This is a genomic window from Mycobacterium sp. 1081908.1 (assembly GCF_001673535.1).
In the GTDB taxonomy this organism is placed as follows: Bacteria; Actinomycetota; Actinomycetes; order Mycobacteriales; family Mycobacteriaceae; genus Mycobacterium.
Genome location: NZ_LZLY01000159.1, coordinates 1 through 13,233 on the forward strand (window position 1 = coordinate 1; position 13,233 = coordinate 13,233).

Annotated in this window: 18 protein-coding genes; 13 read left to right on the forward strand and 5 right to left on the reverse strand. The window is 64.3% G+C overall.

Annotated elements, in window-relative coordinates; all coding sequences use genetic code 11:
- Nucleotides 1-373: 373 nt before the first annotated feature.
- The 7 genes from A5655_RS25890 (at nucleotide 374) to A5655_RS25905 (ending at nucleotide 5,171) form a co-directional block, all read left to right on the forward strand.
- Complete coding sequence (locus tag A5655_RS25890; protein WP_067015657.1) at nucleotides 374-1,282, forward strand: alpha/beta fold hydrolase; 909 nt, start codon at nucleotides 374-376, stop codon at nucleotides 1,280-1,282.
- 307 nt (nucleotides 1,283-1,589) lie between these two features.
- Nucleotides 1,590-1,802, forward strand: a complete 213-nt coding sequence (locus A5655_RS27555; protein ID WP_082975506.1) for a CsbD family protein — start codon at nucleotides 1,590-1,592, stop codon at nucleotides 1,800-1,802.
- A 113-nt stretch (nucleotides 1,803-1,915) separates the two neighbouring features.
- A complete protein-coding gene (locus A5655_RS28085) occupies nucleotides 1,916-2,152 on the forward strand; it encodes a hypothetical protein (protein WP_156765041.1) in 237 nt (78 codons plus the stop codon).
- A gap of 187 nt (nucleotides 2,153-2,339) precedes the next feature.
- Complete coding sequence (locus A5655_RS27560) at nucleotides 2,340-2,618, forward strand: DUF3349 domain-containing protein (RefSeq protein ID WP_231999281.1); 279 nt, start codon at nucleotides 2,340-2,342, stop codon at nucleotides 2,616-2,618.
- Between the two features lie 564 nt (nucleotides 2,619-3,182).
- Nucleotides 3,183-4,421, forward strand: a complete 1,239-nt coding sequence (locus A5655_RS25895; protein WP_067015660.1) for an acyl-CoA desaturase — start codon at nucleotides 3,183-3,185, stop codon at nucleotides 4,419-4,421.
- Nucleotides 4,422-4,660: 239 nt separating this feature from the next.
- Nucleotides 4,661-4,837 carry a hypothetical protein gene (locus tag A5655_RS28435; protein WP_197508806.1) on the forward strand — a complete coding sequence of 59 codons (177 nt, stop codon included), beginning with the start codon at nucleotides 4,661-4,663 and terminating at the stop codon, nucleotides 4,835-4,837.
- Nucleotides 4,830-5,171, forward strand: coding sequence for an RNA polymerase-binding protein RbpA (locus tag A5655_RS25905; protein ID WP_067015743.1), 342 nt, complete (start codon nucleotides 4,830-4,832; stop codon nucleotides 5,169-5,171). Before A5655_RS28435 ends, A5655_RS25905 begins: the two co-directional genes overlap by 8 nt.
- A 34-nt stretch (nucleotides 5,172-5,205) precedes the next feature.
- Here the strand turns inward: A5655_RS25905 and A5655_RS25910 are convergent, their stop codons facing one another.
- Nucleotides 5,206-6,519 (reverse strand): cytochrome P450, encoded by a 1,314-nt coding sequence (locus A5655_RS25910; protein WP_067015666.1) that lies wholly within the window; start codon nucleotides 6,517-6,519, stop codon nucleotides 5,206-5,208.
- A gap of 198 nt (nucleotides 6,520-6,717) precedes the next feature.
- Here A5655_RS25910 and A5655_RS25915 point away from each other — a divergent pair, with 198 nt between their 5' ends.
- On the forward strand, nucleotides 6,718-7,203 hold the full coding sequence (locus A5655_RS25915) for a pyridoxamine 5'-phosphate oxidase family protein (RefSeq protein ID WP_067015669.1): 486 nt from the start codon (nucleotides 6,718-6,720) through the stop codon (nucleotides 7,201-7,203).
- Here the strand turns inward: A5655_RS25915 and A5655_RS25920 are convergent.
- Nucleotides 7,200-8,375, reverse strand: a complete 1,176-nt coding sequence (locus tag A5655_RS25920) for an aldose epimerase family protein (RefSeq protein WP_067015746.1) — start codon at nucleotides 8,373-8,375, stop codon at nucleotides 7,200-7,202. The two genes, A5655_RS25915 and A5655_RS25920, sit on opposite strands and share 4 nt — an antisense overlap.
- Nucleotides 8,376-8,471: 96 nt before the next feature.
- Between A5655_RS25920 and A5655_RS27565 the strand changes: the two genes are divergently transcribed.
- From A5655_RS27565 to A5655_RS25935, 4 genes are all read left to right on the forward strand, one after another.
- Nucleotides 8,472-8,876 (forward strand): DUF1707 domain-containing protein, encoded by a 405-nt coding sequence (locus A5655_RS27565; protein WP_082978892.1) that lies wholly within the window; start codon nucleotides 8,472-8,474, stop codon nucleotides 8,874-8,876.
- 17 nt (nucleotides 8,877-8,893) lie between these two features.
- Entirely contained in the window at nucleotides 8,894-9,286 is a 393-nt protein-coding gene (locus A5655_RS27570; protein ID WP_082978893.1) for a hypothetical protein, read from the forward strand.
- Between the two features lie 33 nt (nucleotides 9,287-9,319).
- Nucleotides 9,320-10,171 carry a DUF1707 domain-containing protein gene (locus tag A5655_RS25930; protein ID WP_067015672.1) on the forward strand — a complete coding sequence of 284 codons (852 nt, stop codon included), beginning with the start codon at nucleotides 9,320-9,322 and terminating at the stop codon, nucleotides 10,169-10,171.
- 374 nt (nucleotides 10,172-10,545) lie between these two features.
- Nucleotides 10,546-11,286 carry an SDR family NAD(P)-dependent oxidoreductase gene (locus tag A5655_RS25935; RefSeq protein ID WP_067015675.1) on the forward strand — a complete coding sequence of 247 codons (741 nt, stop codon included), beginning with the start codon at nucleotides 10,546-10,548 and terminating at the stop codon, nucleotides 11,284-11,286.
- 6 nt (nucleotides 11,287-11,292) lie between these two features.
- Here A5655_RS25935 and A5655_RS25940 read toward each other — a convergent pair whose 3' ends face one another.
- Entirely contained in the window at nucleotides 11,293-11,655 is a 363-nt protein-coding gene (locus A5655_RS25940; protein ID WP_067015678.1) for a DUF1036 domain-containing protein, read from the reverse strand.
- Nucleotides 11,656-11,659: 4 nt separating this feature from the next.
- Nucleotides 11,660-11,839, reverse strand: coding sequence for a hypothetical protein (locus tag A5655_RS25945; protein ID WP_067015681.1), 180 nt, complete (start codon nucleotides 11,837-11,839; stop codon nucleotides 11,660-11,662).
- A 180-nt stretch (nucleotides 11,840-12,019) separates the two neighbouring features.
- Between A5655_RS25945 and A5655_RS25950 the strand changes: the two genes are divergently transcribed.
- Nucleotides 12,020-12,802, forward strand: a complete 783-nt coding sequence (locus tag A5655_RS25950; RefSeq protein WP_197508807.1) for a Stf0 family sulfotransferase — start codon at nucleotides 12,020-12,022, stop codon at nucleotides 12,800-12,802.
- On the opposite strand, the gene A5655_RS25955 is transcribed toward A5655_RS25950, so the two are convergent.
- Nucleotides 12,787-13,167: a DUF4189 domain-containing protein gene (locus A5655_RS25955; protein WP_067015686.1), complete on the reverse strand. Its 381-nt coding sequence runs from the start codon at nucleotides 13,165-13,167 to the stop codon at nucleotides 12,787-12,789. The genes A5655_RS25950 and A5655_RS25955 overlap by 16 nt on opposite strands.
- Nucleotides 13,168-13,233: the final 66 nt, after the last annotated feature.

Consider the following 13,233-nt stretch of genomic DNA (forward strand, 5'->3'; position numbering starts at 1 on the left):
CGTCAGGATCTGCTACCCGCGCTTTTCGTTCTCCACGCCAGCGAGGAATTCTCATGCCGCAATCATGCTGCCGCGGTCTTGACTAAGCGCGGTTTTTGACTCTTGCCCGCCGGTTGCCCCTTCCCGGCGAACGTCATCGACGGTTAACCACACGCGCATCGTCCTTGCACCGCGGTAGCAATTTGCGGCCTAACATGTTGACATCCTGAGCGTGCCGCCACGCCTCGATAGCCGACTTTGACGCACCGTCACTGGCATAGCCTTCATACGACGCCGGTTATGGCGATCGACGAGTGACCGGATATGTCGGCGGCTGACTTGATGCGCGGCCCGACGGCAAGCCAGGCCTCATAGGCTACGGAGGATCACAGTCTTGGATGCTGAACTAAAACGCTGGTTCGACTCGGGCAAGCACTTCGACTACCTCGGCTTCGACATCTTCTACCGCGTCGAAGGCAGCGGACCGCCGCTGCTGCTGATCCACGGCTATCCGTTCAATTCCTTTGACTGGGCACCGATCTGGCCAATGCTGACGCAACGGTTCACCGTCATCGCACCCGACATGATGGGCATGGGCTTTTCAGCCAAACCCGTGGCCTACCAATACTCGGTACACGACCACGCCGACATGCACGAAGCCCTGCTAGCCCATCTGAAAATCCACAACGCCCACATTCTCGCCCACGACATCGGCGATTCCGTCGGCCAGGAACTGTTGGCCCGCCACGAGTTCGGCCAACAGACGTACGGCGACTGGCGGATCGACTCGATCACCTGGCTCAACGGCGGCATGTTCATCGAGGCCTACACGCCCAGGGCGGCGCAGAAGCTGATGTCGCAAACCCCACTGGGCGACATCTTCAGCCACGTGCAGAACAGTCCGCTCTCACGGAGACTGCTCGAACCGACGCTGCGCGAGATGTTCGGCCCGAACACCAAGCCGACCCGGGACATGATGGACGTGTTCAACCAGATCCTGGACTACAACGACGGCCGTCGGGTGCTGCACAAGGTCGGCCGGTTCATCAACGACCGCTACACACATCGCAATCGGTGGGTACGCGCCATGCGGCAAACCGCGGTTCCGATGCGGTTGATCGACGGGCCGATCGACCCGAACTCCGGCGCGCACATGGCGCGCCGCTACGCCGAGGTGATCCCCGACGCCGACGTGGTGATGCTCGCCGACGATATTGGGCATTGGCCACAACTCGAGGCGCCCGATGCGGTGTTGACGCACTTCCTCGCCCACATCGACCGAATCGCGGAGCTGAACGAATAGGTACTCGTCTGCGGGCCTCCTCGCATCGGAAGGCTCGTAATGCACAAATGTCGGCGAGCGATCGCCGAACACGACATTTGTTGTGCACGCGAATGTCGTTGAGGCTGTGAGAATCGAGGGAGCTACTCGTCTTCACCGGGGCGAAGAGCCGCCACCAATCGCAGCTGAGATTCCACGATTTTCGGCAGCTCAACCGGATGAAGATTTTCGGCCTCGTCGCTGGGTAGCCCCACCGGGGTGGCTCAGGCCGAAAATGGGTAACCGCCGACTAGCGCAGTATTCGTAACCGGAAGAGAAGGACACACCAGTGAGCGGTGCGGATAAAGCCCGAAACAAGATGGACCAGGTCACGGGCAAGGTCAAGGAGGCAGTCGGCCGCGCGATCAACGATCCAGGGTTGGAGGCTGAGGGCAGGGCTGGTCAGCGGGCGGCTCACCTGAGAGACGCGGGTGAAAAGGTCAAAGACGCCTTCCGGCCTCGCCGGCGTCGACAGATGCCTCGGCGGCGTCGCCAGATATAGCCGACGAAGTCCTTACAAACTGCCCCACGGGACCAGTCTCGCGCGCACGCGTGTTGAGGGCAGCGGACCAGCCCGCGCTCCCGCACTGAAGCCTGACTCGGGATGACGCCCTGGTGAACTTCCTGCACGATCCAAACGTCGTATTAAACATGAGCACCATGTCCACGATGAGGACCGGACATCGTCGACTGCCGGACGGGTCGCTGCTCCGGATTGACATCGAGTTGGGCCGCTTTGTGGGCAGTCTTTACACACCAGACATGCGTGTGAAGACACAAGTCGTCGGCAGCGACGTCGAGGTTCATGCGTGGGCTGGCCGCGTGCAACAGAGAAACAATCTGGCGGCATGAATTCGACAGCCCGCCTAAGTACCAGAGGGCAGCGGTGGCCTCGATGTCACGCGTGCGCGGAGCTTAGATCCGCGACAGCACTTCCGCCGCTTCACATCTCCGCGAGGCTGGCGAAGGTGCGGGCTCGTTGGGTTAGGCTATGAGCTGCGCTGATCCGTAGTTTCAGCGGCTGTTGCGGGGGTGTCAGGTGATCTTGACTGATTTGGCGGCGAGTTTTGTGGCGTTCATTCGCGCTGGCTACCCGCACGGCATTCCCAAGACCGACTGCAGGGCGCTGCTGGCATTATTGCGGCGTCGGTTATCCGAAGACGAGGTAGCGGCAGTGGCCAGAGAGCTGGTGGCTCGCGGCGAGTTGAAAATCGCCGATATTGGCGCGACCATCGCGTGGTTCAGTGACAAACCGGCGACGGCGGCAGATCTTGAACGTGTCCAGCGTCGCCTTAGAGGTGATTGGCTGTCCCGTTGATCCTGACCAATTGGATCACGCCGGCGGTGGGGCCGCGTCGCTGTCCATCGCGGTGGTTTCCCGCTCCGGTTTCGAGGACTCGGTAGTACTTCACGGGGCTGCACTGGCAATCCGCGTCCGTGTAGTCGTTGTAACCAATCGGATGCCCCTGGTCGAAAGCGCCGAGCGGCCGCGTCGTAGGACCAAGCGCTGGGCAACGCGGATATCGCGGTTCATGTAGCCTCGGAGGTCAACCAACGACAAGCAGGTGCTCAAACATGGCACAGCCGTCCATCAGGCCAGGTGGTTCGGGGCGGCTCGCCGGACCGCCGGACTCCCGTGACGAGGGCGACGACGGCACTCGGATCAGCCGTGTATCCGTGCTGGCGACTGCGCACGAAAATCGCGGCCCGATCGAGTAGTTCCCCGCGTACCTGACCTCGCGCCGGCACTCGCCCTCGCGCGTAAACCACCATCCAAGAAGATCGGACGGGACCCACATTGCTGCGGTTCGTAAACCTTGCTTTGCCGCGCGTCGTCGACCGGACGTCGCGCGCCATCGTGCCCGGATCTCGTTGAGATTCCGTGGCCATCGCTGAAGTACCTGAATACGCCCATCTGAGCGAGACGGACCTCGAGGAGCTCGCTGCCGCGTTGGAAGCGATCCGCCGTGATGTCGAGTCGTCACGCGGCACCGGCGATCGCGCATACATCAAGCGCGCCATCGCTTTTCACCGAGCCCTCGACGTCGCGGCGAGGTTAATCATCGGCACCAGCAAAGGCAAGGTTGGCTGGGCCGTCGGAACCGGCGCACTGGCCGCAGCCAAGTGCATCGAGAACATGGAACTCGGCCACAACATCAGCCACGGTCAATGGGATTGGATGAACGACCCCGAAATCCATTCCAGTACGTGGGAGTGGGACATGGCCGGACTCACGTCGCAGTGGAAGAACTCCCACAATTACCGGCACCACGTCTTCGCGAACGTCGTCGGCGTAGACGACGACCTCGGATTCGGGGTCTTGCGGGTGACGCGAGACGAGGAGTGGCGGCCGCGCGCGTTGCTGCAGCCGTTGCGCGCGGTGCTGCTGGCGCTCCTATTCGAGTGGGGTGTCGCCCTGCATGGCCTGTATTCAGTGCAGGAGCGCGAGACGACGGCCGCCGGTAAAGCCGCTCACAAGACGGCGCTTATCCGCAAGATCGCTCGGCAGGTCGGCAAGGACTATGTGCTGTTTCCCGCGCTGAGTCGCCGGCGGTGGTGGCGCACGCTGGGGGCCAACCTCGTTGCCAACGGGTTGCGCAATGTCTGGGCGTGTGCCGTGATCTTCTGCGGTCACTTCGCCGACGGAGCTGAAAAGTTCACCCCGTCCGTGTTGGACAGCGAAACGAAATCCGAATGGTATCTGCGACAGATGCTCGGGACCGCGAACTTCCGCGCCGGCAGGGTGATGGCATTCATGAGTGGAAACCTGTGTTATCAAATCGAACACCACCTCTACCCTGATCTGCCAAGCAATCGATACCCCGAAATCGCCGAGCGGGTTCGCGCGCTATGCGGCACCTACGACCTGCCGTATACGACGGGTCCGTTGCTTCGCCAGTACCTCCTCACGGCGCGCACGATCTGCAAATTGGCGCTCCCGGACCGGTTTCTCACCGCGACCTCGGACGACGCACCAGAGACCGCGTCGGAACACAGATTCCCGAATGCGGCTAAACGGTCGGGCGTATCAAGCGTGGGCAACGAGGTGAGGCGACGCGGATTGGCGACGGCAATCCTCGCCCGCAGTAATCGATCTCTGCCCAAAGACCGGTCCGCCTAGCGGTGGATTAGACGAATTGTCTCCCAGCGTCGTCGACGTTCCGGTGAAGTCGCCGTGGTCCACGGCGATTCCGCGGCACGTCAGGCCCGCCATCAGCGTAAGGTGGTGGGCGCGGTTGGGAGACGCGAAAAAGCACCGCCTGGTGTATTGCGGATTGACGGCCAGACGCCATCAGATTTCAAGCCTGGTTTCACGAAGATCGGAACGTCTCAGTAAATCCCTGCCACAGGAAGAAAGTCATGCCCACCGTTGAGGCGCGGCTCCGCCAGGACTTGCGCGACTACGCCGTCGAATTGCGGCAACTTGCCTACACACTGCCCGAAGGTCTGGGCGAGCACGATCTGCTCGGCTTGTCTGGTCGGATGCGCGCGACTGCCGATCAAGGGGAACATCAGCGGAGGGGTGATGATGGCTGATCGGGTCATGAAGGGCAGTCGCCTCGGGGCCCTGAGCTACGAGGTCGACCGCAACCATGACCTGGCAGCCCGCAAGGTCGCGCGGTACCGCACCGAGAACGGCGACGAATACGACATGCCCTTTGCCGCCGACGCGGAGGTCCCCGTCACCTGGCTATGCCGCAACGGCATGGAGGGCACCCTGATGGAGGGCGGTGACCTGGCCGAACCCAAGAAGGTCAAGGTGCCGCGCACCCACTGGGACATGCTGCGGGAGCGCCGCTCGATCGAGGAACTCGATGAATTGCTGAACGAACGCCTCGAGATCATCAAGTCGCGCCGCCGCGGCAGCTAGTTTCAGCTCATTGTCGACGAGTTCGACGGCTGACTCATCGGGCAAGGTCAACCGTCGCGGGCCCGAGGTCGACGGGCAATTCCCTGATCCCGCGAAGCAGGGTGCTGTCGTTCGGGATCGGCTCGCCGGCGAGGGCCAGCTGTGGGAAGCGTTCGAACAGCGCCCGCAGGCCGATCTGCAGTTCCATCCGCGCGAGCGACGCGCCGAGGCAGCTGTGGATGCCGCTGCCGAAGGCGATGTGTTCGCGGGCGTTGGCGCGGGTGGTGTCGAATTCGTTGGGACGTTCGAAGACGGCCGGATCGCGATTGGCGCCGCCGATCAGAAGGAAGATCGCCGAGCCTTCCTGCAACGTATGCCCGTCGATCTCAACGGTTTCGGTGGCGACCCTGGCCGCGACGTGTGCGACGGAGTCGTAGCGCAGCACCTCCTCGACCGCGTTCGGCCAGCCCTCGGGATGCTCCTGGAGGCGGGCAAGCTGATCGCGATGCCCGACGAGCGCCACCACCGCGTTGCCGAACGCGTAGGTGGTGGTGATGAACCCGGCGCCCAGGAGTAGCCCCGCGAACATCCTGACCTCGGTCTCGGTGAGGTCGCCGTCGTGCAGGACGGCGGACAGGATGCTGTCCTCGGCGCGGCCGCGACGGAGGCGCTCGATATGCGCGGCGAGGTAGTTTTCGAACTCGCGCAACGCCGCGATGGCGATCCGGTACTCGCGCCAGGACGGGGACGTGCTGTTGAGGATTTTGGTGCCGGGCTCGGCGAATGTTTGGAGGTGGGGTGCCTCGTCGCGAGAAATGCCCAGCATCTCGACGATGACGGCGATGGGGATTTGAGAGGCGTAGGCGGCGATCAAATCGCATCGGTTGTGGCCTTCGAGATCGTCGAGCAGGGTGTCGGCGATCTCTTGAATGCCCTGACGAAGTCCGTCGATCGCTCGCGGTGTAAACGCCCGCGACACCAAGCGTCGCAACCGCGCATGCTCGGGCGGATCGGCGACCAGCAGCGACGGCGGTTCCACGCCATTCAGCACGCCCGGGTTGGTTTTCGCGAGCATCCGCTGAATGACGGGAAACGGTGAGCGGTCCCGCGGTTTGCTGGTCCGGAACCTGTCGTCGCGCAGCACGTCGCGGACGATCTGCGCGTCAGCGGTGACCCACCCGCCCACAATCGCGGAGATACGTCCCCGTTCGCGTATCTGCTCGATACGGCGATTCACGTCGTCGGGCTGATCGCTTCGGATTAACAGCTGGGAAAAAGGATCGCCCCGGCGCGCGAGCAATTTCAGCGTCCAACGCGGCAGCCCATATCCCAGCAGCCAATGCGCCCGGGTCTTGATCTCGGCATTCATATTCGCCCCTGCCTTCGGCTACCGATGAGGCTAGCGGTGAAAAAGCGCCGAAACCCGCCAAAGATGCGTCCCACAATCTGGCGATTCGCACAATTGCGGCGGGCCGGTCCGCGGGGACGCGACTATCCGAAGCTCGGTACCAGCCTCGTCGCCCCGGGCGACTCAGCTGCGTGCACATCGGGTAGCTATACGGGTGTGATGGACAAGCAGGAGTTGGCTCGGGAGCTCGGCCACCCCGACGCCCAGAAATTGCTCTCCGGTTCAATGGCGCGGCTCGCCTACAACGGCCACGACGGCTTCCCGCGAGTCATCCCCGTCGGCTTCTACTGGACCGGCGAACGCATCGTCGTCTCGACGGCACCGACCTCCCCGAAAGTCCGCGCGCTGTCCGCCCGCCCGGAAGTCGCGCTGACGATCGACACCGGCTCCACCCCGGAAGAGGCGAAGGCGCTGTTGGTGCGTGGCCTCGCCACGCTGCAAACAGTCGACGGCGTCACCGACGAGTACCTGGCGGCGGCGAGGAAGTCCATGGACGAAGCGCAGCTTGCCGAGTTCGAACGCAACGTGCGGTCGACGTATCGGGAGATGGTGCGCATCTCGATCGAGCCGCGCTGGGCGCGGTTTTATGACTTTGGCGCCGGCCGGCTACCCGCGTTCCTTGCGGACCTCGTCAACGACGGTTAGCGGTCGCCGAATGCGAAAACAGTTGTCGAATCGTAGGTCTGGCCCGGGTTGAGCGTGGTGGTCGGGAAGTTTGGGTGATTCGGGGAATCGGGGTAGTGCTGGGTCTCCATCGTGAATCCGGCGCCCTGCCGGTAGGCGTGCCCGCTGGTGCCCGTGAACGCCCCGTCGAGGAAGTTGGACGTGTAGAACTGGATGCCGGGCTCGGTTGTGGAGACCGTCAGGGTGCGCCCCGACTTGGGGTCCTCAGCCTTGGCCGCCTCCACTAGCCCGGTGTTGTTGCCGCGGTTGATCACCCAGTTGTGGTCGTAGCCGTGGGCGAGCAACAGCTGCGGGTCATTCGCGGTGATGCGCGCGCCGATCGCCGTCGGTGACGTGAAGTCGAAGGATGTGCCCTTGACCGGGGCGATCTGCCCGGTCGGGGTCTGTGCGGGGTCGGTCGGGAGGTAGTTGTCGGCGTTGATGGTGACCTTCTGGTCGTAGACGTCGAGCGTGTCCTCGCCTGCCAGGTTGAAGTAGCTGTGATTGGTCAGGTTGATCACGGTCGGAGCATCGGTGGTCGCGTGGTAGTTGATGCGCAGTTCGTTGTTCCGGTCCAGGGTGTAGGTGACGGTGATCGTCAGCGTGCCGGGATAGCCCATTTCGCCTGCGGGGCTGACATATTGGAGCTTGAGGCCGACGCTGTCGCTACCGTTCTGAGGACTGGCCTGCCACACCTTCGTATCGAATCCCGCTGTGCCGCCATGCAGGCTGTTGCCGTTGTTGTTGGTCGGTACGTGATACTCGTTGCCGTTCAACGAGAAAGCGCCCTTGGCGATCCGGTTGCCATAGCGGCCGATGATCGCGCCGAAATAGGTCTTGGCGGATCCCGTGTTGTTGACGTAGCCGGCCAGGGTCGGAAAGCCCAGCGCCACGTTGGCGGCGTTTCCGCTGCGATCGGGGACCTCGATCGACTGAATGATGCCGCCGTAGGTCAGGATTCGCACACGCATGCCGCGCCCAGTGGTGAGCGTATAACGGTTCACCGGGTTGCCGTCTACCTGACCGAACGGCTCGCTGGTGATCGACGGCGGCCCGGGTGGCGAGGCACCGCCGCTGTCCGTGGTGGAGCAACATGCCGCCAGGCCCGCTACACCGGCGATGGCGATCGGTCGAAGTAATCGTCTGCCGCGCATCGGCATCAGGATAGCGCTAGCAACGCGCTGATCGATTGGTCCGCACATCAGTCCTGACAGCGTCGGCCTCTTGCGTCTTCCGTTACGCTCACCGTCGTGGCCGCCGGATACATCAGGGCTACCGACAGTGACCGCGACGAGGCCGGTCGGGTGCTGGACTCCGCGCTCGGCGACGGGCAGCTGTCGATGGAGGAATATCGCCAGCGGGTAAGCGCCGCAAAGCGTGCCGCCACCGTCGGCGAGCTGAACTCGCTCGTAGCGGACCTCCAGATCCCCAGCGCGCCCGCCCAACCCCCGAAGCCGGCCAGCCGACGTGGCATCCTCATCGCCGGGGCCGCGGTATTGGGGCTGGCGGCCCTCGGTGTCGGCTGGAAAGTGCTCGGCGGCACGGCTTCGCAAACCGCATCGCCCCAAGCGCCACGCCCAGCGCCACCAGCACCGTGGCGATCACCCCGACGACGCCGCCGCCACCAATACAACTGCAGACCGTCGACGGGCTGACAGGGTTACTCGCGCAGATGCGGAAAGAGATCGGCGACACCATCGGCTACCGGCTGGTGGTCTACCCCGATCACGCGGACCTCGACCGTCCCGACCCGCAAGACGCCCACAATTCGTTGACCTACCACTACGACGGCCACGACTGGCTCAAGCAGGGGGCCAGTGCCATTCCCTTCACCTCGGCCCCGGCCGACTTGAGCAAGTTCAACGTGCAGGAAGTGGTCAACGTACTGCGCGGGGCGCCCCACAGCCTCAATTTCAACAACGTCGACACCACCTACCTGATGATCGAATCCGCCAGGGACGGCAAACTGGCCCTGTCGATCTATGTGTCCAAAGACCGCGATACCGGCGATATCGCGCTCAACGCGGACGGCGTCGTCCAGTGGATCAACCCGCCCAAGAGCTGATCCGACGGCTTGCCCACGTTTTAGGATCTTCCCGTGGCCACCGCAAACACCCGGGCTACCGACAGCAACCGCGTCGACACCTGCCAGCTGCTGGATCTAGCGCTGAGCGACGGCCAGCTGTCGATGGAGGAACACCGCCAACGGGTGAGCGCCGCGACCAATGCCACCACCCTCGGTGAGCTGCAGTCGTTGGTGTCCGACCTGCAGATCCGCCGCGCCGCGGCCCAATTCCCGAACCTGAAATCGCTCGCCGCCGACCGGCGGGTACGCATCGCGGTCCTCCTGGTCGTGGCTCTACTGGGCGTCGGCATCGCCTGGGGTCTGTACGGTGCCACGCGTGGTTCGACGCCGGATCGCCCCCAGTCACCCGCCGCCAACCCGGTGGTAGTCGCGCCCCAGCCGCCAACGGAGGCACCAAGCGTCGCACCGCCGCAATCGTCGACACCGCCGCCGGCAACAGAACAACTGATGACGGTGGGAGGGCTGTCGGACGTAGTCGCACAAATTCGGACGAAGTTTGGCGACACCATCGGCTACGAGCTGCTGGTCTATCCCGAACGCGCCTCCATCATTCGTCCCGACTCGGTCAACGCGCACAAGACGGTGGAATTCTCTTACGCTAATGGCCTTTGGAGCAGCAGCAGCAGCGCCAGCAAGCCGATGGACACGACCGTCGGCGACATCGGCAAGTTCGACGTCCAGGCCGTCATCAGCGCGCTTCGCGCGGCGCCCCAGACCCTGCACATCGACGGCGGCCACCCGGATTACATCTCGATTCAAGCCGCGGAAGACGGGACGCTGCGCATCGAGCTCTATGTCAACAACGGTTACACGGGGCGCTACCTCATGGTCAACGCCGACGGTAGCGTCCGACCGGATTTCTGATCGGGCCGACTACTTATTGGCCAAGGTGTATCTCGCACGTGACCTTCCCGCGACCGCGACCCAGGACGCTCAATCATCGTGACGGTTGTCGCGGTGATCTGCGCTCTCGCAACAGCGGCATGCTTCGGCTACTACCTGGGCCGGCGAGCCGGCACTAAGCCGTCAACCTGGAAGAAGCGAACCACTCGGATCGCGCTGGGCAAGCAGGCGATGGGCCTGCTGATACTGATGACCGCGCGTCGCGTCCGGCGGCGTTTCGGACCGAGAACCGTTGGGCCGGTTGAGTTCTTGCGGGTTGGCATGGTGTGGATGCGGCCCTGACGAGGGCGCAATGTAGCCTTTGAAGCCCTGTCACCGCACCCAGAAGGGCCGCTATGTCAGCACTGCAAGGCAAGGTCGCGATAATCACCGGTGCGTCGTCGGGCCTGGGGGCCGAAACGGCGCGGTTGTTTTCCCGGCAGGGCGCAACGGTTTTCGGCATCGGCCGCGACACCGAACGCCTGACCGCGGTATTCAACGACGTGGAAAGCGGTTCCTACGCGTCGGTGGACGTCGGTTCGGCGCAGGCCTGCCGGGACGCGGTCGAGCGGTGCGTCCAGGAGTTCGGCGGCCTCGACGTCCTGGTCAACGTCGCCGGCAAGCACCAGATGCGCCGGACCGAGTCGATGACCGACGACGACTGGGCACAGGACCTGGCGGTCAACCTGAACGGGCCGTTCTACCTGTGCCGGGCCGCGTTGCCCCATCTGCTGGAACGAGGCGGCAACATCGTCAACGTCGGCTCGATCGCCGGCGTCGAGGGCCAGGCGTACTCGGCCGGCTACTGCGCCGCCAAGCACGGGCTGATCGGGCTCACAAGAGCACTGGCGGTCGAATACACCGCGGATCGGTTGCGCGTCAACGCCGTATGCCCGGGCGGCATGCTTACCCCGCAAATCGAGCAGTTCAGCGCCCCGGAGAACCCGAACTACGACCTGATCCTGCGCACCGCCTCACCGCGCGGCATGATGCAGCCGCTCGACGTCGCGCATGTGATCGCGTTTCTCGCCAGCGACGCCGCTGCCGCCGTCCATGGCGCCGTGTATCGCGTCGACAACGGCAAAGGCGCCGGCTAGTCCGGATCACGGATTCAGGTTTTGGGTGTGATGATTGCCCAAGAACGAGCCTCCATCCGCGCGTGCCATGCCGACGACATCCCACGTCGAGGTGCCGATCTGGTAGCAGCTGTCGAACTTCTCGATCGGGTCGACGTAGACCTGGGGTCCGTTGTTGTCGCCCCACCACGTGCCGTCGCCGGCCTCGGCATAGAAGTAGAGGTAGCGATTCGAGCTGTAGATCACGGTCTTGGTCTCGCCCGGATTCAGGTTCCACCACCCGTGCGACGCCCAACCACCGCCTTCGCCTCCACACGCATCGTCGTCGCGCTTCAAGACCGCGACCGATACCAGCTTGCTGTAATTGTTCTTGAACTCGAACCATGGCATGGCGCTACTTCTTCCGCTCGACGTCGACGGTGTCTTCCGTCGCGCTGTGACCCTTGGCGTGGGCACGAAGCCCCGCAGGCTTTTTCGACTTCTCCGCGGAGCGATCCGCGGAGGTGCGCGTGACCGATTCGTCCCCCAGCACGGCGAGGTTGAGATCGGTGTTGGGCACCCGCTGTTTTGGCATGGCTGTGACCTTCCTCTGTTGACGCGCGATACGGCGTTGTCCTCCGGCTCGCCGATCGATTGCGTCATCAGTGTCGGCCGGAGATGAGGCGGTTGGGGTGAGTAGAGCGCTACCTGTTCTGGGGACCGGCTTGCGCAGCCCGACGGCGCCTACACTTCAATGACACGCCCGAGGAGATATATGCGACCCGCGACTTATGTCATCGCCTCCACCCCTCGTTCGGGTAGTTCACTGTTGGCCGCCGGCCTGGTCGCGACGGGAGTTGCGGGGCGGCCCGAAGAGTACTTCGCGGCGGACCACGTCGCGGCCTACAAGGAAGATTTGGGACTTCCGATGGACTGCTCGTGTGCCGAATACCTGACAAAGGTCAAAGCGTTCGCGGCGACTGACAACGGCGTTTGGGGTGCCAAGATCCACTGGCGCGACGTCGTCGCGCTGGCGCAAGCTTTGGGGTACCGTGCAGACCCGGGTGCCGCACTCGAGACGCTCTTTCCCGCAGCGGTTTTCGTGAACATCATCCGGGCCGATCGGCGCGCCCAGGCCATATCGCTGTTTCGCGCCGAAACCACCGGCGAGTGGTTTCGTTCCCCCGGCCCATCGGAGCGGGAACGCCCATGGGGGCTCTACCTGGGCCGGGCGAGGCCGCGCCGGCCCGCGGTGGACCTCACCGGCGCGGCGCCGACGCGCCAGCAGATCGCCGAGATCGAACGCGACCTCTCCGCCGAGCAGGCGGCCTGGACCGACTACTTCACCGCCCGGCGCCGCAAAGTCCTGACGGTCCGGTACGAGGAGCTCGACGCCAACTATCACGGGCAGCTCGCCCGCGTCCTACAGTTCCTCGGCGCCGATCCCGCCCACGCCGCCGGCGTGCCCAAACCCCCGCTCGAGCGTCAGTCCGACCACATCAACGAACACTGGCGGCGACGGATCGACGAAGAGGATCGCCGCTACCCGGTGCAGTGAACCTCGACGACGCGGCCCGACGAGACCTTGGCCAGCGCGGCCGTCTGCGCCGCCGCCGCGGTCGAGCCCCAGTCGGCGCCCCACTGCCCGGGTCCGAGCGCCAAAGCGACGCAACGGTTTCGGGTCCACGAGGCGACGGTGCAGCCCGCGCCGTGCCGCTGGCAGTTGCCCAGCGCGACGTGAGTGGCCTCCTCCATCGTGGTGGCGTTGTTGGCCCAGCCCGTCCAGCCGGTGACGGGGGAGTAGGCGATCACGGCGTAGCGGTCGACGGTCGCGGCTTGCGCGGCGGGCGACGCCATGAACGCAGCGCCGAAGAAGGCGGCCGCGGCCAAGGCGATCAGGGCGTAGATGCGGTGGCGAGTCATTGCGGAACCTCGTGAGTCGTTTTGGTGGACGAACTCACGATCGCGCGCGCCGCTTGGGGGATCCTC

Excerpts from the sequence above, each read along its gene's own strand:
- A5655_RS28435 (WP_197508806.1), top strand. The coding sequence starts at position 4,661 with ATGCCCACCGTTGAGGCGCGGCTCCGCCAGGACTTGCGCGACTACGCC.
- A5655_RS25920 (WP_067015746.1), bottom strand. The coding sequence starts at position 8,375 with ATGCGCGGCAGACGATTACTTCGACCGATCGCCATCGCCGGTGTAGCG.
- A5655_RS25910 (WP_067015666.1), bottom strand. The coding sequence starts at position 6,519 with ATGAATGCCGAGATCAAGACCCGGGCGCATTGGCTGCTGGGATATGGG.
- A5655_RS25915 (WP_067015669.1), top strand. The coding sequence starts at position 6,718 with ATGGACAAGCAGGAGTTGGCTCGGGAGCTCGGCCACCCCGACGCCCAG.
- A5655_RS25935 (WP_067015675.1), top strand. The coding sequence starts at position 10,546 with ATGTCAGCACTGCAAGGCAAGGTCGCGATAATCACCGGTGCGTCGTCG.
- A5655_RS25955 (WP_067015686.1), bottom strand. The coding sequence starts at position 13,167 with ATGACTCGCCACCGCATCTACGCCCTGATCGCCTTGGCCGCGGCCGCC.
- A5655_RS25945 (WP_067015681.1), bottom strand. The coding sequence starts at position 11,839 with ATGCCAAAACAGCGGGTGCCCAACACCGATCTCAACCTCGCCGTGCTG.
- A5655_RS25905 (WP_067015743.1), top strand. The coding sequence starts at position 4,830 with ATGGCTGATCGGGTCATGAAGGGCAGTCGCCTCGGGGCCCTGAGCTAC.
- A5655_RS25950 (WP_197508807.1), top strand. The coding sequence starts at position 12,020 with ATGCGACCCGCGACTTATGTCATCGCCTCCACCCCTCGTTCGGGTAGT.
- A5655_RS27570 (WP_082978893.1), top strand. The coding sequence starts at position 8,894 with ATGCGGAAAGAGATCGGCGACACCATCGGCTACCGGCTGGTGGTCTAC.
- A5655_RS25940 (WP_067015678.1), bottom strand. The coding sequence starts at position 11,655 with ATGCCATGGTTCGAGTTCAAGAACAATTACAGCAAGCTGGTATCGGTC.